The sequence below is a fragment of the Paenibacillus sp. P36 genome, assembly GCF_045866505.1.
GTDB lineage: Bacteria > Bacillota > Bacilli > Paenibacillales > NBRC-103111 > Paenibacillus_E > Paenibacillus_E chondroitinus.
The window spans coordinates 2,294,180-2,315,238 of sequence record NZ_AP038372.1 but is presented as its reverse complement, the minus strand read 5'-3'; the positions used below and the strand labels follow the sequence as shown (position 1 = coordinate 2,315,238).

The window sequence follows — 21,059 nt, the reverse complement described above, 5'->3', positions numbered from 1 at the left end:
TGTGCCTCCTTATACCTCTATCGTACTTGTGGTTGTGTTTTGGTCATTTTTTTTACGATTGAACATACGACCCATGCGGTTCTTAATGCTCTCAATCAACTCGTACACAATAGGTACGACAACTAGCGTTAGAACCGTAGAGGTAATCAGACCACCGATAACGACAACACCAAGTCCTTTACCGATCAATCCGCCCTCTGCCGAAATACCTAAGGCCAGCGGCACCAAAGCCATAATCGTAGCTCCAGCTGTCATAATGATCGGACGAAGTCTCACTTTCCCTGCTTCAATTAAAGCATGGCGAACCGTGTAGCCTTCATGGCGCAGCTGCTGCGCACGGTCGATCAATACGATGGCATTCGTGACGACGATACCGATGAGCATGAGGAAACCAATCATAGATGTAACCGTTAGTGGCTCGTGCGCAATAACGAGTCCGAGCAACCCACCGATAACCGCAAGCGGTAGAGAGAACAAGATAGCGAATGGTGCACTTGCGTTTCCAAAAGCTAGAACCATGATCAGGTAAACTACGAAAACTGCTGCTCCCATCGCGACGAACAATTGACCGAAGCTCTCATTAACATCGTCGGAAACACCCGTCACTTTCGGTGTTACGCCTTCCGGTAATTCAACATCTTTTAATGCCGCGGTAAGCTTAGCACTTACGCCGGTTTTATTTGAATCATTAATTTTGGCTGATACTTTGACAAGCTGCTGCTGATCTTCACGTGCAAGGGACGCAGCACCTTTCGTTTCGTTAATTTTGGCTACTTCCTTCAACAGAATCGTTGAACCATTTGATCCGGCTAATGGAATGTTGCCCAGTTTCTCAAGCGTGTTTTTATCCGATTTGTCTAACGATACCGTTGTGGTATATGTGATGTTATCGAATTTCATATCTCCCAGACTTTGTTTTTGAATCCAGGCGCGTGCTGTATCTCGAACAGATGAGGCGCTTAAGCCATAAGCTCTTACTTTATTCTGATCCACAGCAATCTCTATTTCTGTTTTAGCATCACTTAAGTTATCTTCAATCTCAGAAAGCTCTGGGAAAGTTTGCAGCTTATCTTTAACCATTTTAGCTGCTTTCTCCAATTGAAGTTGGTCATCGCCTTGCAGCGTATAGGCAAAGTCCGTCGAAGATACGCCGAAGTCACCTTCCATCGATTTTGGCTCAACTTCAGAGCCGGCTGGCAATTCAGAGAGAATATAAGCCTTCATTTCATCTTTTACTTGATTGCCATCTACTTTGTCATTTACTTGAACGAAAATTTGTGATGCATACGGTGTACGCTCATCGTCATTGCCGGCATAACCGACTAAGGATTCCACAAATTTGAAAACAGGCTCGCCAGTTGAGTCTTTCGTATCTAACAAGACTTTTTCGATTTCCTTCGTTTTTGCATCCGTTGCTTCAAAAGAAGTTGAATATGGCAATTTCAGTTGGAAATACATCGTCGTCGCGGCGCTTGATTCAGGCAAGAAGGCCACAGACAAGAATGGAATCGTACTGGCCATCGTCACAACGAGCATCAGCGCTGAGATAAGCAGCGTTTTAATTCTATTTTTCAAACTCCAAGTCAATACTTTCTCATAGAACGTTGTTAACTTCGTTGGTGCCGACTCATCATGATGAACTTTGCTCGGTTTACTGCGAAGCACAAGCAGCTTAGCCAGCATCGGAATAACCGTTAAAGCTACAATCAAGGATGAAAGCAACGCACAAGCAATTGTTAAGGCAAAAGGTCTAAAGAATCCGCCGACAACACCCGTAACCAAAGCGAGTGGTGCGAATACCCCAACCGTTGCTAGGGTGGAGGACGTAATTGCCATTGAAACTTGTTTCGTTGCCAGAGCAATAACGGACTCATTACGCTCCTGTGCTTTCTGCAAGGAGGCATATATATTTTCAATAACGACAATCGAGTCATCCACGACCCGGCCTACGGCAATAAAAATACCGCCGAGAGTCATCGTATTGAGCGTTAAACCTAGGGTAGACATTAATAGTAAAGTAATCAAAATGGAAAGCGGAATCGAAACCAGAACAATAAGCGTCATCCGAACATTACGGAGGAAAATCAGAATCATTAAGGATGCCAGAATAGCCCCTACGATACCTTCACGTATTAGTCCTGCAATAGATTCGTTAATTTGGTCTGCGCTATCGTACGTATTCTTGAAAGTAACGTTAGGCAAAGTTGTTTTCCACTCTTTAATTTGCTTCTGAATCTCATCAGAGAAATCAACCGCATTCGCACTGCCTGCTTTGTACAAAATCATCCCAATCGCCGGCTTGCTATCCAGTCGACCGATGAAATCAGATTCCGTAATCGCTTTGACATTTGCAACCTGATCCAGCGTTACGATATCACCTTTTGGCGTTGTAATTTCCAGCTGCTCCAATTCGTACAAGCTGGTCAAATTGCCCGTTACACGCGTCATCTTGTCATTGCCGCTGATTTCTACACTGCCAATCGGACTTTTCGTCGCAGCAGCATTAATCGCATTCGATACCATACCTGGCGATAGACCATAAACATCAAGCGCGGCGGCATCCAACTCAATATCCAGCGAGGTGTCTCTGGCGCCGATTACGTCCATATGGTCAATCCCTTTAATTCCTTCAAGAGCTGGCTTGATTTTGTCTTTAAAAGATTTATCAAGCTCCGTTTGGCTAATGCCGTTATCGGCATAAGCGACTAAATAGTTGGAAGGGAAGGAAGCAGCACCAAAAGTTGAAGCTTTCGGTGTTCCAGCCGTAGCCGGAAGAGAAACTTCTGCAAGCATATCCTGTACAGCTTGCTTCTTCTTATCAGTGTCTACATTTTGTTTGAACATCAGAATAATCATGGAGAAGTTATCACTTGATGTCGACTGCATCGAATCCAAATCTTCGATATTGGCCAACTTCTTCTCAATCGGTGATGTAATTTCATCCATGACATCCTTTGGTGCACCTGTATACGTAGTCGTTACAGCAACTACCGGGAAAGAAACGTTCGGCATGTTCTCTACTTTAAGCTGCGATGAAGAATACAAGCCGCCTACAAAAAGCATGATCATGATAATGAATAATGCCGAAACATTTTTCATGGAAAAGTATGTGAGTCGATTCATTCCTTTACTCCCCTCATCTAATGATTGTTTCTATAAGATACATTTCAAATATGAACCCAATATGAACAGACATCAAAAAAAGCCTGGAAATAAAATTTCCAAGCTTTCACTGTTCATGATTTCTTCAAGGTATAGGTTAAAATTGGCAAAGTGACTAAAAATTGAGTCCCTTTTCCTTGTTCGCTTCGAACCTCAATCGTGCCTTGATGCAGGTCAATAATTTTTCTTACAATAGCAAGCCCGAGCCCGCTTCCCGTATCGCGCTGCCTAGCTTGATCTACTTTATAGAACCTCTCGAAAATCCGCCCTTGATCTTCCTCCGAGATGCCGATTCCGTTGTCCTGAACCCAAATCTGAACACGATCTCTTAAGGGGACAAGCTTGATAAATATATGCCCGCCAACAGGTGTGAATTTGACCGCGTTCCCGATCAAATTCATCCAAACTTGATTCAATTGATCCGCATCCGCCGAAATTTTCACTCGTGGCAGTGACAAATCCATATCAAGCTGTTTCTCAGACCATAATGGCTCATAGAAAACAACGATTCTTCGCAGCTGTTCATCCAAGTCAAACGTAGTCGGGTTAAACGGGTGATGCTCGGATTCGAGCGAAGCCAATTTTAACAAATTATCACTTAGCCGGGATAACCGATCGCTTTCCCGTTCAATGATTTCCAGATAACGCAGACGCTCTGACTCTTCGATTTCGGACTCTCGCAATGCTTTGGAGAAGCCGCGGATCGACGTAAGCGGAGTTTGAAACTCATGCGATACATTCGAAACAAAATCCTGCCGCATCTGCTCAAGCTGCTTCAGCTCGCCAGCCATATGATTGAAGCTGTCAGCCAGCTGTCCCAGCTCGTCCTTCTGATTCACAGCAACATGCACGTTAAAATTTCCACGAGCGAGCCGCTGCGTAGCCACTGTCAATTTCTTCAGCGGATTAACCAAGTATCGCGAAGCAACGAGAATGAGTAGGCTGCCCACGACAAGCACAATAACAAGAACCGTAATAATGGCTGTCTGTACTTGACGACGAGTCGTTTCAGATAAATTCGGATGAATGAAGAGCGCGAATGTCTTCTCACCAAGCACAAGAGGAATGCCAACTTTCATATCCCCAAGCGGATCTTTGATCAAACCATAATCCAAGCTTTTGAATACGCTGCCGTTCAAAACATAGGCTACTTCCGAGGCGCTGATCCGGGGGACTCCGCGTTTATTTAATGAAACTGCCGTCATCGGCTCGCCCTGTTCATTGAAAAGCGTGAAAATGTAATTTTCATTAAAACGATTGCTCTCCGTCACGAACGTATCCAGCTGCTTCACTTGCATATCTTCGCTAAGTTTAACGATCTGACTGCCTATCGTGAGCATTTCATCCTGAAATTCACTTGTTATCAAACTTCTGAAAAATAACGTTGCGAGCGGAAAGGCCACAGACACACTCACGACTACAACGGCCAAGAAAGTCAGCACCACACGGAGGTAGAGCGACTTGATCATGCTTTCACCTCAAGTCTATACCCCAATCCTCGGATTGTGGAAATCCGAAACTCTTCGGTCAGCGGCTCGAAGCGCTCCCGCAACCTTTTGACATGCACATCGATCGTCCGATCATCGCCTTCGTAATCGATCCCCCAAATCTGTTCAATCAACTGGGTTCGCGTGAAAATTTGAGCCGGATAGCTGGCCAGCTTATAAAGCAATTCAAATTCTTTCAAAGGGAGGGACAGTCGTTGATCTGGCAAGCGAACTTCAAAGGCCGTTCGGTCAATGACAACATTGCCGACCGAGATTGTCTGCGAAGCGTTAATGCGATAGCGTTTCAGCAATGCTTTGACCCGCATCACCAGTTCCAAAGGGTCAAAAGGTTTCACGAGGTAATCGTCCGTGCCAAGCTGGAACCCTTTCACCTTATGTACGGACTCGCTTTTGGCCGTTACCATGAGCAGAGGCAAGTCTTCGTATCGCGCCCTGAGCTCGCGGCATAATTCCCAACCGTCCATCAGGGGCATCATAATATCCAGGACGACCAAATCCGCCGGGGTCGTTTCGAGCAAGCTGAGCGCCTCAACGCCATTGCTCGCCTGCGTCACCGTCAAACCTTCTCCAACCAAATAGACGCGTATCAGCTCTCTGATGTCCGCATCATCATCCACCACCATGATTCTGGTCACGAATCGCCCTGCCTTTCATTCAGCTTTTGAACTACTTACAGATACGGAATCGGATCTTTCGAGCCCGCTTCTTCAAAGCCCTTCAAACGCAGACGGCAGCTGTCGCAAACGCCGCAGGCTTCAGCTTTTCCGTTGTAGCAAGATGTCGTCAGCTCGTAGGGAACTCCGATTTTCAATCCTTCCTCGATGATTTTCGCTTTCGTCCAATCAATCAGAGGCGTTTCAATCGTGATGCCTTTCCCTTCCACACCAACTTTCGTTGCCAGGGCTATGACTTCTTCCACCTTATGAATAAACTCCGGACGGCAATCCGGGTAACCGCTGTAATCGAGGGCATTCACACCGATGTAAATCGCCTCGGAACCTGTTACTTCCGCATAAGACGTTGCGATGGAGAGAAAGAGCAGATTACGTCCAGGCACGTAAGTCACCGGGATTTCGGATTCCTCCGCTTCTCCACTCATAACGTTCGGCACATCAATGGTATCGTCCGTTAAGGCGCTGCCGCCAAAATCACGCAGGAAATCAAGCTTAATGATTTTGTGGCGCTGGCTCACGCCATAATGCTCCGCGACTTGCTTCGCATTTTCAATTTCAATTTTGTGGCGCTGTCCATAGTCAAAAGAAATCGGATACAGGTCGTATCCCGCCTCTTTGGCAATTCCCATGCAAGTGGTACTGTCCAGGCCTCCGCTTAGAATAACAACGGCTCTTTTCTTCTTATCGCTGTTCATACTCATCATGACACCTCATTTTTTCTTATTATACTGAAAAAAGGGATACCACGGCTGGCACGCGGCTAAACGCCGCGCATCGCCGGATCCCAAATGATCTTGTGCAGCTGCATATTCAGCTTTACTTTGGAGAGTCCCGCCTCCAACATATGCTGTACGAGTTTGTGCGGCGGCATCGTTTCCCACACCGGGCTGAACATCGGCAGCGCCTTCGTCGGATACTTCTCGAGCACGTCCACCGCGGTGCGGAAGTCGTGCTCGCTGCCGATCACGAACTTCAGCTCATCCTGCTCGCGCAGCAAGCCGAAGTTGCTGACAATCATCTGCTCCATCTCGCCGGAGTCGGGGAGCTTAAAGTCCATAATGTATCGCACCTTCGGTGAGGATACACGCTCTACAAACATCGCGAGATCGATCGCGCCGTTCGTCTCGATGTGCAGGTCGTCGACCTGCTCCAGCTCGGCGAGCGCCTCGATCAATGCGAGCGACTTCTCACCGTACAGGAGCGGCTCGCCGCCGGTGAGGCAAATATGCCGGGAGCGGAACGAAGTGACCTTGCTGACAATTTCAGCAATGGTCATGACGTTCTCCGCTTCCGCGGGAGGGTAGCTGTACTTGGTGTCACACCAGGTGCAGCGCAGGTTGCAACCAAAAAGACGGACGAAGACCGTTGGGAACCCGGCACGGGTCCCTTCGCCTTCAACCGTCTCGAAGATCTCGACCATCGGAATGCGGATATCTCGCATTACTCTTCCTCCTCCATCATCGAGCGAGTGATGGCCGCGTAGGAGGTCGGCGTCTCCCACAGCCGAATTTCTTCCAGCTTAATGGCTGGGTACAGCTTTTCATCCAGAAGTGCCTGATGAATCTCCTCATAGATCCAAACAACCATATTTTCAGCCGTTGTATTCATAGGAGGCAGCACTTCATTCAAATATTTATGATCCAAACGATCAATGACGCGTTCTTTTGCAATACGTTTAATATCCCCAAAATCTATTGCGATCCCCCGGCTATCCACCTTACCGCGCATAATAACTTGCAGTTTATAGGTGTGGCCGTGCAGATTTTTACATTTTCCCTCATAACAATGCAAATGATGCGCACTGTCAAACGTAAATTCCTTAGAAATCAAAACGGATTTGTGATGATATTTTAATTGGTTCTCTGTGATGTCACGTCCCAACATTTGCACATCTCTTGGGATTTCATAGCTCATATCTATCACCTCTTAATTATAAAAAAACAGTACTCTACATTATATCATGAAGTGAGCACTTCTCACAATCTATCAACATCTGGCGGATTCCGCCTTCGCTTTTGCGTCCAATCCAAGTGGCCCCTGATTTCCTGCATCCGCTCGTTTTCATCACGCAAATCCGATTCAATCGTTGCCATCAAACATTCGATTTGATCGATAACCGTCTCCGGCAGATCAACCTCTTCCAATGATTTTACAATATAGAGCAGGCATTGCAGTGTTTCCTCCATGAGGCTTTTTTTCTTGCCTGTCAGGACAACTTCCGATAGAAATACAAGGTGGCTCAACTCTTTTTGCGTCATTTTCAAGAGGGACAACCCCTTTCTTCCTTCCATTATCCAACATTTTCCGACATCACGGAAGACCCCTTGACAACTCTAACTATAACATTTAAGATTACAGTAAATTGTTGTTTTTGAGTTACAATTTTTAATATAATTTCTATAATTTTACAATAATATTATTTTTGGAGGCATTTCAATGAGCACACAAGTACAATCCGCTGTTTTGAAAGTTTTGGAAGACCGTCATTCCGTTAAGCAATACCAAGCAGGGCACCAAATGCCGAAGGCTGATCTTGAGCAGCTTCTTACTTCCACTTCCCAAGCTCCATCTGCATGGAACCTTCAGCACTGGAAGCTGGTTGTTATTGACGATCAAGCTCAAAAAGAGAAATTGCTTCCAATTGCATACGGTCAAAAACAAATCGTTGAAAGCTCCGTAGTTATCGCCGTTCTGGGTGATCTTGAAGCGAACAAAAATGCTGAGCTTGTTTTCGGTCCAGCCGTTGAAGCTGGTCATTTGCCGAAAGAAGTGAAAGACACACTTGTTGCTCAAATCGAAAATGTTTATCAATACCCGCAAGTTGCTCGTGACGAAGCGATTCGCAATGCTTCCCTTGCCGCTATGCAGCTTATGATTGCTGCTAAAGCTATGGGTTATGACACTTGCCCGATGGGCGGATACGACGCGGCGAAATTCGTTGAAGCATTCAACGTTCCTGCTCGTTACGTACCTGTTATGCTAATCAGTGTTGGTTTGGCGGCTACCCCTGCTCGTCCATCTGGCCGTTTGTCCCTAGAGCAAATTACTGTTTCCAACACATTCTAATCCAATAAAAAAAGGCATGGCTCTCCTAGCAAAATGGGAGTTCATGCCTTTTCTTTTTTCTCCAAGGTCAATGCAATTGATCGGTCTCGAACCAAATTTCATCAATCAATTTATTCCGATACAGCATGGACACATTGAAGGTTTCGTACTCTTTTTCCTTATCCAGCTCTTCTAACAACAAAGACGCAATCAGCTCTCGATCATCGGAATCCCCCGGCTCCCTGAAGTCAATAAAACCGGTTAACTGCCGGGAACTAATGTCGACCGTTGCCGTCCCGATGGGAAGACCGCCGTACGATTGCTGATAAATTTCATACGTCAACGTATCCCCGTCATCCCTGGCCAAAATAATCGTATAATCCTCTGGATTCGGTGGAATTAATGATTCTTCCCTAATATCATCTACAAGCTCCAATAAATCGATGTGAGTTAGCTCTACAGTGTCAATCATTTCACCATCAAAAATCATATTGAAAATGAACGTATCCGTTTCATCTTCATCGTAATCGGCTACAACCAATTCCGTCACCGTATCCATTTCTTCATCAAAAGGATCAAATTGCCAGGTGACTTCCCCAATCACATCTGAACCGTACACGTGCGTGATAACTTCAGCAACCAATTCCGATTCTTTATCGTATACATGATATTCCACTCGGTTTCTATACTCTCCAACATTGACAAGCTCGTACCCCAATTGCTGCCTGCGCTGCTCAATCATGTGCAAACTTTCGGGTCCGTTCGTTCCCTCGATATCATCAAATCTGGTTTCATCATCGTTCACCCATTCATAATCAGCGTCATCATCATCCAAATAGTAATTAGTTGTTCGGTTATCGTCTTCCTCCATCACTGGTCCAATGGCATGGTCGGTCGCGATCACAAAATCATAATCACTATAGCTGACTACTACTTCGCACTCCGTAATAGCCAGTGCATCAATAACATTCTGAATATACGACTGGACAAATGCATATACACTTTCTTTGTCCTCTTGTGCAATGGACTGCCGCTCCAGATGAATCGAGCCTTTAAGTCGATCCGATTCCCTGTAGACTAGCGTTAACGTACCGACAAACTCCCCATTGTACATCATATCGCAGACTTCTCCGCCTGCTGTTTTCAGGTCGGGTCTAAGCATCATATCGGCCACGACTTTCTTCGCCTCCTCTACAGATCTAATAATTCTTCTGTAGATTGTCCCAATATCGTCCAAAATATGAGTATACAGGATAAACGTCTATACACTTCTGCCCGTAACTTCATATGCTATCCTATAGAGTCAAAAGGGAGGGATTCTGACATGTCTGCTGGATACAATAACGTAGGTGCAATCTTAGTTCTTTTCATTTTGCTGGTTATTATCACTAGCGCATTTGTTCTTTAATTTTGATTAACTAAAAAGGCTGTCCCTTCATCTTCATGAGGGGGGACAGCCTTTTTTATTCGCTTTGTTGATTTAACCGCTTCCGTTCGGCATCGATGGCCACGAGTTTCTTGCTTATTAAACCAGCCGTTTGCGGATAATGCTTCAATGTTTGCTTATATATCGCCTTGGCGGCTGATGGTTTTCCAGCTCTTTGCGCGATTTCTGCAAGGGCTAGATCCACCTTCCATTCTCCTATTTCATGTTCGGGCGAAACCATATGACGGAAAGAGTGAAAGGCATCTCTCGCTCTTCTCATCCCTGCTTCCGCTTCTGTATACAGCTGATCCGCTTGCTTTATACGGATTTGAGCAATCATGTAGTGGGCATCCGGGAAGTCGGGATGATGGCTTAAAGCCTTCGCGCTGTACATCAGCGCAAGTTCCAATTCTTTCCGATGATAACTTATTTCCATCAAATATTTATACACATCAAGCAGCCTGCCAAAAAGGGGTTGAGCTAATGCTCTGCGTTCCGCCTCAAGAAGCGCTTCTATGGCTTCCAGTTCTTTGCCTGCCCCGAGCAGATCACGTCCTAGATAAAACCAAGCCGCGGGATCATCAGGCCCCTCCTGGACCATCCTATACAGCAACTTCAGATTTCGTTCGATTTTCTGCTTGTTCTTCATGACCGATGGTTCATATCCATCATGCAGCACTCTTACTTTTACCTTAAAACGTTGTGCTTCGAGATTATAGACGCCGGATTGTGTGCCCACCTGTTCATGAACCCTTCCCCAATACTTCAGGCCTTTTCCTAAAGGGAATAAACGAGCTTGTGAAAAATTATGATTGATATGATTTTGAATCGAGTTGATTTGCCATAAGCATAATATGGTGGGAATTGCCGTTTGGTGATAAAGACCAGCAGCTTCGCGTATAGCATTCACATCTTCTTTTACCAAATGCTCATCCGCATCCATCCAAAATACCCAATCCGACTTCATATGCCGAAGGCCTTCATTTCTCGCGGCGGCAAAATCATCCACCCAAACAAAAGGAATTATCGTAACATTCGGATATTGCGAAGCAAGTTCAGCTGTCCTGTCCGTAGAGCAATCAATAAGAATAATCTCATCAACTGCTCCTTGCAGCGAATCCAAACAACGCTCAATCGTGTTTTCCATGTTGTATGTGATTATTCCAGCAGACACCGTTACTTTTCTTACATGAAGAAGTCCCTCAATATCTACTCTTTCATCACCTGCAGGGATTTCTTTGAGCACATCTAGTACCGGCACCACCCAAGTTGCTTCAGGGTCGAGCAGCCAAGCACGATAAAACGCTTTGGTCGATGCGCTCCCATAGCCTTGATGCATGAGAGCTTCCCCAAGGTATACCCAGTTTTGCGCTGCTAATGAATTAGCCCGAATGTGCTCTTTGGCTGCGAGCTCCGCTTCTTTGTAATTCATCTGTTTTAAAAGTTGGCTGACGGATGGTTCCATTTGTTTCACCATCAATAGGTTGGTCCATAGGAGGTATATGGGATTTTATATACCACTTTACCATTCTCTAAGGTAAGGATAACCGTCGTGCTTGTATTTGGAGGCAAATCTTCACCATAAACATATACGCTGCATCCATGTTGAATCGTAAAATGATAATCAGAATCTGTTGAGGAAACTGTCACATCTTCACCTTTACTCTGCCAATCGAATAATTTGTCTGGAAAAATAGTATAATGAGAGTCATCTCGGTTCCGCGGAGCAATATTGATACGGTCTACATAGGTATGATGATTCACTACATCCTTGGCAATGATAGTGAAATTATTAGGTTCTTGTTGTTCTTCGTTTGTAACACCATTAGCTGCATCTTTAGACGCTGTAAAAGACAACTTGTTTCCTTCAGTCAAATCAATTCCATATGTAATCGATGTGATTGAAGGATTCTCATGATACACGGAATATTGAACAGAAGCTCCCGCTTCTTGCGGAAACATTTGATTTAAGTCAAATTCCAAGGTGCTGTTTTCATATAAAAAGCTCTTGGATAATTCATTTTCATACAAATCGTAATTCTCTTTCACTACAAAACAGATGGATTCTTGCTCGCTATCTGCCTTCATATGTTTAAATTTATAGATGCCGTTAAGCGGTGATAACGTAACATGAATTCCGTCTATGCTGGGTAAACTACCAAATCCTTCGCTAATGTTCATAATTTCCATCTCAATATAGGAACTGTCGTCTACGTTATTGAAATAATTGTGCATATCCAGGGTGATAGAAGCACGTTCCTCTATATCAAATCGTTCCGAAGGCCGTACAAGAATGGGAACTGTCCCTGAAACAACGCCACCCTCATTGTCATAAACGATTACAGGGAGATACACGGGCTCACTCGTTGCTTGAAGTGGAGTCAGGGATTGCCCATACTCCGTATTATTGACTCGTATGTATTCGTTTCCTGAAGTTGCGAAAACAACATGTAAATATGAATTCTCATTGAACTCATTCGACTCATCGTCGGGATCCTCGTAAAACTGATGAATATCAAAAGATAGCGGACTTTCACCATAAGAATTAACATCCACATCGACACCAGAAAAAGCCTCAAACGGCGTCACATTCATTTTTGGCACAGGAATTTGATTCCCAGGTTGACTATAGGGATCGTCTTTCTTGATTGTTGGTGAGGCAAGATCGATATGTCCCATCAGTTCTTCAATCTTTGATTTTTCTGAATACTGAGATGAGAAATTCTGTAGCACGGAAACAACATTTTTAATATTAAAATTTGGCACCGTCCCGCTTCCCGTGCTTGGTACGATAATTACATTAAAGGTGTCGTCGAACGTCGCCTCACTCTCATAAGGGGTTACCGTTACCGTAAAGGTGGCCAGTCCTGTCGGAGAATTTGTTACTAGCGGGTTCGCGTTTATTTCCAAAATGCCGTAACGCAACAAATTTTGGTTTACAGTCGCGAGTGTGGAAGTATTATTAATTTGGAACTCCCTGCCTGCATAGTAGAGCGTGTGCAAATTAATATATGTTTTCCCGCCCTCAGGAATAACAATCGTCTGCAGCTTATCGTGGTTTAAAATTGGAATTTCCGTTTCCACATTCGCCGCAGCAGGCACAGCCAAGAATGGCACAGCAATCATCGCCGTACTGGCAATGGCCCCTACCAGTTTCTTTTTTCTACTAAAACTCTTCTGTTCTTTCCCCATAATGACACCACCGTCGTCTAGTTTATTTCCCTCATTCTACCATAGCCTGGTAATAGGAAGAACCCCCGAAACGACAAAAATCCCCAAAAATCGAGGATTTTATAGGAATTTTAACTTATAAACAATATTTAACTAGGGCTTTATGCACACCTTCATCATTATTTGATGTAGTTACTGCATCCGCGGCTTCCTTCACCCCGTCCGGTGAATTTTCTACTGCGATACCAAGTCCGGCAAACTCCATCATTTCCAAATCATTATAATAATTTCCAATGGCCATAATTTCGCTCGGATCGATCTCTAAGGATGCGGCTAAAGCCTTCAACGCATTTCCTTTATTCGCCTTGGCGCTCATCACATCAATGAATAAATCGCCACTCCGAATCATCCGCAAATGTCCATACAGCTGCTGTTCGTCCCATTCCTGTTGAACACGATCCAGGATCTCCGGGCTACTAAAAAGTGTAAATTTCACTATCGGCAAACCTAGCTCAGATACATCCGTTACGAGTTTGGGACTAACCAGAAACTTGGTGTACATCTCTTTTTCGTATTCGCCAATTCGCTCGATGTACATATTGAAAGATGTGCAAACATCGAAATGGATGCCCTCTCTCCTTACGTAATCCAACATGGGGGCAATTTCCGGCAGTGTAAAAGAAAACTCATTCACTAACGATTTCCCTCGTTCGTCTGCGTGAACCGTCGCCGCTCCGTTATGGGTAATCATCGTTCCTTCTAATCCAAGCTGCTGCAGGATAGGCAGCGTGCTATCAGGAGCTCTTCCTGTACACAAGACGATATGTGCCCCTTGATCATGCACTTCCTGAATCGTTTCAATGGTCTGCTCGGTTAATTCATGATCGTCATTCAAAAGCGTTCCATCAACATCCAATGCAATTAAACGATAGTTCACGGTCTTCTCGCTCCCTTAGTCATAGCCTTTTTATCGCTAATTGTATCATAGGACAGCTTGGGATTCACCGTTTCATACAAAAAGCAGCTATCCGAAGATAACTGCTGCTTTGCATTTATTGAACCCTGTGAACACCTACGGATTTATTGACATTGCCGATAATATTTACGTGAATATCTTCTGTTTTTATCACCCCATTGCGATATCGTATTCGAAAATGAATCGTTTGCAAGCCTTCCGGCAATCCCTCCGAGAATGACTGAAATTTTGCATCGAAGATTTCACCCCGAAAAGATGTCGCATCCCCTGCTGCCGGACTTAAACGCTCGGATACATAGAGCAATCTACCGTCTAATCCTGTTGTATCAATCCATGCCGTAACTTCGTCAACAGGCGCCGGTGAGCTTTGACTAGATACCATAAAAATTTCACCGGAGTAAAAGTCCTTCGGCGCCGCCACTGTTTGGTGACCGCTTTTCTCATGTAAAATCAGCCAATTGTTCGTATAAGTCACATCGGAGTGAATCGTTAATGGAGCCGTTGTAATCATTTTGACAATCGAGTTCGTAAGTCGACCATCTGACACAGTAAGTGTCACCGTATAAACACCGGGAGTTAGGAACTTATGGCTAAACGTTGGTGAGGAAAAGAAAACCTCCGTCCCATTGGGCTGCTCCAATTTCCACACATAGCTCAGAGGATCCCCATCAGGATCATAAGAGGAATCCATGCTTTGAACCACATCACCTTCCCAGACCGGCTTAGGAGTCCAATCAAACTGAGCAACAGGAGCCCGATTAATATAAAACCAAGTTGGCGCTGAATAATCAGACCAAACAATGCCATCGAAAACTCTTATTATGACACGCAGCTTTTGGGCAGGAGGAAGATCGCGATTGACTTGCCAACTTCCTAGACTTGAATTTGTCCCTTGGTAAAATTGCCCAGAATCCAGAACCATTACATCATTAGCCTCATTCGTAATTAACAGCTGAAAGTAAGTGAAAGTTGTACCGGGATCTGGATCTGTTTGTGTCCATTGAAACGTAGGTCGAAGTTCAGCGTATATCGTAGGCGCAGCCTGTGTCCCATTAGGCATTGTCATCGACACGACAGGAGGTCTGTTCAAAGTGAACCATCCGGAATTGGACCACTCGGACCAGTACTTGCCGTCATTTACACGAACCTGAACTTGAAATGGGCCTGATAAGCCTTCAAGATCAGACAGGTCGAATTGTTCAATTGGATGAACCGTCCATGAACTGCTCGTCGTTCCGTACTTGCAACTTCGCCATGCCCCCGAATTACTATTATAGGTGCACGAATAAGCGTAGCTGCCTCCTCGAATGGCTTGATTCGCAAGCCCATTATTGCTATATGTGACCAGATTCCCATTATCATCAAGGATTCTATACTGGAAGCTATTATATTGAGTTGGAATGTCTGGATCCGATTGATTCCAAGAAGGTGCGAGTAAGCCATTTGTTATCGGAGTTGGGGTAGATTGTGTTCCATTGGGGAAAGTCAATACAGCAGAAGGCGGGTATCCCTTGCTAAAATATTTCTCCGACCACTGCGACCACATCCCTTTTTCATCCTGTACACGTATTCTCACCTTGTAAACTCTATTATCCTGTAAAGTCATCGGAGCTGTGTAGCTTAAACCAACCGCCATTCCTTCGCTTTTTAGATTACTATTCATAAAAAGAGTTGGAGTAAACTGATTGATCCATCGATATTGCGGATTACTATAGTAATCGTAGAAGTAATATTGAACGTCGATTTCAGACTTTACAATGTAACTATCTGCATCGTAATCAACTGCATTCCAAGTAAACAGCGGATTTGATGATGCCGCCCCGGATGGATGATTAAAGTCGCTACTTACAGGGTTCGTTATATCTACAAAAGGAGCATGGTTGGCAGGCGGAGCGTCTAACCAGATATACGCCTCTCCCCAGTCTGACCAAGCATTGTACTCATCTTTTACAGCTACCCTGAACGTATATAACCCAACTTCTTTGACACGATCGATAAGCCCCGGAACTGTAGTACCGTCCGGAAGAATGTATTCGTATCTGCGATCAAGGATCCCTTTTGTTAAGGCATAGTTAATTCCCGTAACTTCTGTAGAGTAGTTTGTGGAACTTATCCATCGATCCGGATCATAGCTTTGTGAGTCATCGCAGGTCACTTTATAGTACAAATCTTGACTGCAAGATATCTTACTGATTGGTTTGCGATGAATCAAAACATTTCTTGAATAAGGATCCGACTCAGAGAGGTAATCGGCAAAAGTTACATTAAGATACGTATAGCCTAGTGGTGCAGGATCATCAACGCCAATATACGAAAGGGTATAAATACCAACTTTATCAAGTATTTTCGTTGGAGCACCGATTAAGGTCTGGCCATGATAGCTGGATAAGCCGCTTTTGCCATCGCCAGCATCCAAAAATTTCACCGAATTCGTGTGCTCATATTTCCATTTGTCTTTAACAATCAGGTGCGGGTCGTTCTCTGGGTCTTCATAAGTTGTCCCGTACGTCAATTCTTCCCCTGCTAATCCTATATCGCTTATTATCGTATTATCAACGATGGGTATTTTCACATAAACGTTACGCAAATGAGAACCAAAGCCACCGATAAAAGCTCCATAAGTCCCTGAAGTGAACGTAGAGTCCGATGTTTCAAAAATAGGAAGCTGACCTAATCTAACCTTCAATTTCGATCCTCTAACGGAAACTTTGAGGTTTACAAAATCTGTCGTGTTCAAACTAATAGGACTGCTTCTTAGGACTGTACGATCCCCGTTCACTATTTTGCTAAGAGTAATCCAATTTGATGTCAGTTCCAGCCTATACATATTTTTATTGTTCTTCGCCCTAAAAATAAACCCCGATGGTGAATTCAAGCTGTAATTCAAATTCGTTTGCATAAAGTCAAAAGAATAGTCCGCATCGCTTATATCCGTGTCTTTTTTTAAAACTTGGCCGACCTCAGAAGAGGCATACAATTTGGGACTGGCAACTGCCCCCTTTATCGTGTAGAAATAATACTTGTTAAATGAACCTGAAGAATCTTCATCATAACTTGAGACGTAACTGCCAACACTGCAGCTGCCGCAAGATTCCCATACAAAATTATACCTTCGGAGCTTGTGATATCGTTCCTGGAGCTGAAGATAGTATTCACCATCAGCCCCGAATCCTGATGAAGCAATCGTAAACTGCCTATTCTCATATAAAAATTGTTCATTGCTTGAGTAGTCCTTGGGACGTAAATTTGCCGTCGTGAAGTCTGCAATTTTTGTGGCAAATTTATCAGCGACTGTTATTTTATTAAACCCATCTACGATGTACACATAGCCATCCTCAGAAACATCCCATTTTACTTGCACGATCGAGCTTGTTGTACGATCTGAGCCTTCTCCTCGAATGACACTGCCATCTCGGGATTGGCTGCTATCGTCTCGATTGACCGTACTGATATCTAATCGCTTCGTAACACCCGTTTGTTTGTTATACGAAGTCAGATAATTGGTATAAATCCCTCTGTAAGCTGAGTTACTGCCACTATTTGAATAGCTGGAATTACTATAAGTACTTTTATAATCTTGATGCACATAAACGGCTACCTCGGTATCTTCATATATAGCTCCATTTCCTGAGTTTGGCCTTGTAATTGTTGCCGAAGGTACTTCAAAACCTGTCTCCACGTCATACCAACGTGAAAGATCACCGCCACCACAATAAGAGCAGTAATTTGGATTAAAAAGTACATAAGGTATTTTTATTTTCGTGCCATCATCATTAATCTCCATGTTATTTGCATTGCCAATGTGATTAGGCAGTGTTGGCAGAGAAAAAAAGCCGGTAACCGAAGAGCTGTTACTCTCGAAGCTTTTCACCCACGAAACCTGACCAGATGCATTTTTCCTCGTATAGTCGCACCACCAATGATAAACATCGTCATCACTTGAGTAGTTTTCATAATAATATTTGCAGGATAAACTGTAGCTGCCTCCTTTGGCGTCAAATGTTAAATAATTGCCCGTATTGGTTGCTGTCGGTGGGTCAATACCACTGAGTTGGGTAGTTGTAGGTTGACCATTCGGACTTCCTTGCCAATCAATCTTTTGCACCGTGTAGGGGATTGCACCGCGAACGGCCACTCCGCTTTTATTACCTAAATATTGAGTGCCATACAAAGGTGGTATGCTAAAACTGCTTCCCACATCAAGGCCAACGTTTGCTACAGCGTTAGTAAAAATCAAATTACTAGCAGGCGCTTTATAGGGCGACTTTCCAAAATAAGAAGTGAAACCTTTCGTAATGGGGTTGTACGTGAAACCAATATCCTTTGTTTTATGTAAATTCGCATTTGTAAGTGTCGAACCTTCCCACTGATCCCCGAACGCCATTAACAATTCGTTCTCAGTTGCGGTTTGAAACAAAGGTGGTTCGGGATTTGCACTAGTTACCGTGAATGCGACCTCAGGCGAGTCATTTTTGATATCGATCACAAAAGATTTAGTATCCGTTAACCCCCAATCTTCCTTGGTTTTAACGGTAAGTTTATACTTCCCTATCTTCACAGCCGGCAGCTGTGCCGTTCCACCTACGGCAATAGGTAGATTGAGTGGCATGTGATCATTAAAAATTCCATCATTATTACTGTCGTAGACATAGTTAATCGTAGTTTCGACAATGACATCCCCATCAGGGCTATATGAAATATCTCGAAATGGAATGTTCCCACGAACTGCGAAAAGCGGAAGATTAATGACGGCTACAGGAGGTTTATCCTCGACGACATGGATGTTTTTGATCGCTTTATTTTCCGGTAAACTTCGTACGCCATAGTTATCTTTAACTTCGAGAGTAACGGTTTCCATACCGACATTAGGATATATTGAAAGATTATTCGTCCAAAAATACTCCGTAATTGTCCTGTTCTTAGCCGGTCGGCTGCAAGCGCCATTGATGGCATTAGGTGGAAGCGGCCGATTTTGCACGACACGATTTGGAACATTTATGCAAGGAACCGGCTCCGGACGCATGATTGTTATCGTCGCTTCCTTTTGCGTACAGGCTCCTTTGTCATCGCACATTTTTGCCGAAATAGTATGATCTCCGGCTGTTGATGCCGTAAGCCAGGTCAGTTTATCCTCTCCTTTTAAATACCCCATGGAAGGAAAACTTTTGATCCAAGGACTTGAGCTGTTCGCGAACAACCACTCAAAAGAAACGGAATCATCATCAGGATCATAATGGTTCGGCGCAATTTCTGGCAGCAATCGTACATTCAGTTTGTCCCCAACTACCGCTTCTGACAGGGATGTGCGAGTGTAATAATCGTTGTCCGGAAACCATCCGATTTCGAACTGAGGCGGTCTATTGGGAGGCTTAGGACCTACTGTAAATTTCCCCTCATAAAAATAAGAAGTTCCTCCACAACTATCCTCAAGTTGGTAAGCAATATCGACTTGCCCACTTTGCATGTTGCCAGGATAACCAATGAAACCCATCATCCCATAGGCAAAAATAGACATATCATTCACTGAAGTACTGCCTAGTGTACTCCAACCATATTGAACATTTTCCCCGGTTGCTTGGGATAAAATAAAACGTCCTCTAACCGGTGTACAACTGGACGGAATTGTCCAATCGGCTTTTATCATGTTGGAATCTTTCCATGTAATCGTAGGCTTGTCTGCCGAGGTTTTTCCGGAATAGCCACCGCCTTTAGGCGCGCAGCTAGCTTGTGGGGTAACAATCTGGGAAAGCGTATTATTCGTGGAAGAGGTTTCTGAGATATCATCATTGGCATCTACCGTTAACGTAATACTCTTTATACTGTTGAAGGTGTAGGGGACTGTCTCGGTTTTGCTCTCTCCTGGCGGAAGTCCTGCCGTGTAAGTAAACGTCTTGAACACTGCGCCGTCAGCCGCTACTGTTACTTTAAATGTACTACCATTGGGGATAGCCACACCAGCGTTTTTGAACTTGATGGTGAGGTTCGTGCTTGCACCCGAGAGAACACAATTGCCTGCATCGATCGATATTGCGGCTAGATCGGGTTTGTTTGGTGGGGTGTAGGTGACTTCGATGTAGGTTTGGTATTTGTAGGTTTCTCCTTTCCATAGGCCTATGGCGTACATGTGGTAGTTGCGAGATAAACCTCCTGAGCCGTCGGGGTCTAGGTATTCTTCCATTTGCTCTTCAGGAACTGAACCATCCAGCAACATCATTGTTCTAATCATACCTTGCCCTGCTAATGTTCCTTGACCAACTGATAAAGGGATAGCGCCATATGAGGATTTATACTTTTGGGCATCGTAGATTTCGATGGAATTCTGCACGAGTTTGTCGCCGTCCGAAATAATTGCATTTGGATCAAGTGGGTCAAGTGAAGCTGTTGAAGCTAAACTAAACCATTTATCTGGTCTAGAAACCTCATAAGCAGAAGTGACAGCATATCCTTCTTTATTGTAGTCTTTGACTTTATCACCACTTGCAACATGTCCAGTTAAGTTTGTTTGACCATCTTTTGAATACTGGCTTGAATTATATGAATACCTCAAATCAGGGCCATTGCTAGAAACTAATGAGTAATTAAATGGGGTTGATTCGTATCTTTCACGACCGTACAGAGGAATAACCCCAGGGTAGGGAGATTTTGGAACTCCGTATACGCCATTAAATTCTATAGCTATTGTTTTACTTCCTTTATGTTCCCAAATCTGACCTTTCGGTTGGCGGTAGATTTGATGCATTGGTTTAGTCTCCGATTTTCCATATACTGTTAATTTAGAGCCTTCTAGACCGGTGACTGTAACAGAATTTCCTGAAAAAGTGACCTTAGATGAGCCATCAATTCCATTATTCTTTAGACTCACGCCACTTATAGAACCAACTATATTAGAACTAATGTCTTTAGTAAAACTTTTTTCAGGCAAGGAAGAATATTGCGTTTCAATTATCGTTTCAACATAGGAAGCCGTTTCATAGTTATAATATAATCTTTTTATTCCTGATGCTTGAGCAATATTTGGCTCAAAAAATGGACGCAATAATTCCAAAAACAATAAAATAGCTATTGAGTAATGTAAAAAATATCGCAACTTCTTCACT

At 44.0% G+C, this 21,059-nt stretch carries 13 protein-coding genes; 1 reads left to right on the top strand and 12 read right to left on the bottom strand.

Annotation, left to right across the window (positions count from 1 at the left end):
- Window positions 1-9 precede the first annotated feature (9 nt).
- The 7 genes from ACKTT9_RS10595 to ACKTT9_RS10565 all read right to left on the bottom strand — a co-directional run bounded on the left by ACKTT9_RS10595 (window position 10) and on the right by ACKTT9_RS10565 (window position 7,602).
- Window positions 10-3,123, bottom strand: coding sequence for an efflux RND transporter permease subunit (locus ACKTT9_RS10595; protein ID WP_407871506.1), 3,114 nt, complete (start codon window positions 3,121-3,123; stop codon window positions 10-12).
- Window positions 3,124-3,236: 113 nt separating this feature from the next.
- Entirely contained in the window at window positions 3,237-4,631 is a 1,395-nt protein-coding gene (locus ACKTT9_RS10590) for an ATP-binding protein (protein WP_407871505.1), read from the bottom strand.
- The gene (locus tag ACKTT9_RS10585) at window positions 4,628-5,305 is read right to left on the bottom strand and encodes a response regulator transcription factor (RefSeq protein ID WP_127454487.1); all 678 of its coding nucleotides are present in this window, start codon (window positions 5,303-5,305) and stop codon (window positions 4,628-4,630) included. The genes ACKTT9_RS10590 and ACKTT9_RS10585 overlap by 4 nt, the downstream gene beginning before the upstream one ends.
- Before the next feature lie 35 nt (window positions 5,306-5,340).
- A complete protein-coding gene (gene queC / locus ACKTT9_RS10580) occupies window positions 5,341-6,039 on the bottom strand; it encodes a 7-cyano-7-deazaguanine synthase QueC (protein WP_407873004.1) in 699 nt (232 codons plus the stop codon).
- Window positions 6,040-6,104: 65 nt separating this feature from the next.
- Window positions 6,105-6,785 carry a 7-carboxy-7-deazaguanine synthase QueE gene (locus ACKTT9_RS10575; RefSeq protein ID WP_407871504.1) on the bottom strand — a complete coding sequence of 227 codons (681 nt, stop codon included), beginning with the start codon at window positions 6,783-6,785 and terminating at the stop codon, window positions 6,105-6,107.
- Window positions 6,785-7,258 (bottom strand): 6-carboxytetrahydropterin synthase QueD, encoded by a 474-nt coding sequence (gene queD / locus ACKTT9_RS10570; protein ID WP_407871503.1) that lies wholly within the window; start codon window positions 7,256-7,258, stop codon window positions 6,785-6,787. The genes ACKTT9_RS10575 and queD overlap by 1 nt, the downstream gene beginning before the upstream one ends.
- 62 nt (window positions 7,259-7,320) lie before the next feature.
- Window positions 7,321-7,602 carry a hypothetical protein gene (locus ACKTT9_RS10565; RefSeq protein WP_246239435.1) on the bottom strand — a complete coding sequence of 94 codons (282 nt, stop codon included), beginning with the start codon at window positions 7,600-7,602 and terminating at the stop codon, window positions 7,321-7,323.
- 178 nt (window positions 7,603-7,780) lie between these two features.
- Between ACKTT9_RS10565 and ACKTT9_RS10560 the strand changes: the two genes are divergently transcribed.
- Window positions 7,781-8,410, top strand: coding sequence for a nitroreductase family protein (locus ACKTT9_RS10560; protein WP_407871502.1), 630 nt, complete (start codon window positions 7,781-7,783; stop codon window positions 8,408-8,410).
- Window positions 8,411-8,477: 67 nt separating this feature from the next.
- On the opposite strand, the gene ACKTT9_RS10555 is transcribed toward ACKTT9_RS10560, so the two are convergent.
- The 5 genes from ACKTT9_RS10555 to ACKTT9_RS10535 form a co-directional block, all read right to left on the bottom strand.
- Window positions 8,478-9,554, bottom strand: coding sequence for a hypothetical protein (locus ACKTT9_RS10555; protein WP_407873003.1), 1,077 nt, complete (start codon window positions 9,552-9,554; stop codon window positions 8,478-8,480).
- Between the two features lie 298 nt (window positions 9,555-9,852).
- Window positions 9,853-11,280, bottom strand: a complete 1,428-nt coding sequence (locus tag ACKTT9_RS10550) for a glycosyltransferase (RefSeq protein ID WP_407871501.1) — start codon at window positions 11,278-11,280, stop codon at window positions 9,853-9,855.
- Window positions 11,281-11,291: 11 nt separating this feature from the next.
- Entirely contained in the window at window positions 11,292-13,007 is a 1,716-nt protein-coding gene (locus tag ACKTT9_RS10545) for a hypothetical protein (RefSeq protein WP_407871500.1), read from the bottom strand.
- 115 nt (window positions 13,008-13,122) lie between these two features.
- Window positions 13,123-13,923: a Cof-type HAD-IIB family hydrolase gene (locus ACKTT9_RS10540; protein WP_407871499.1), complete on the bottom strand. Its 801-nt coding sequence runs from the start codon at window positions 13,921-13,923 to the stop codon at window positions 13,123-13,125.
- Between the two features lie 115 nt (window positions 13,924-14,038).
- A complete protein-coding gene (locus ACKTT9_RS10535; protein WP_407871498.1) occupies window positions 14,039-21,049 on the bottom strand; it encodes a PKD domain-containing protein in 7,011 nt (2,336 codons plus the stop codon).
- Between the last annotated feature and the right edge of the window lie 10 nt (window positions 21,050-21,059).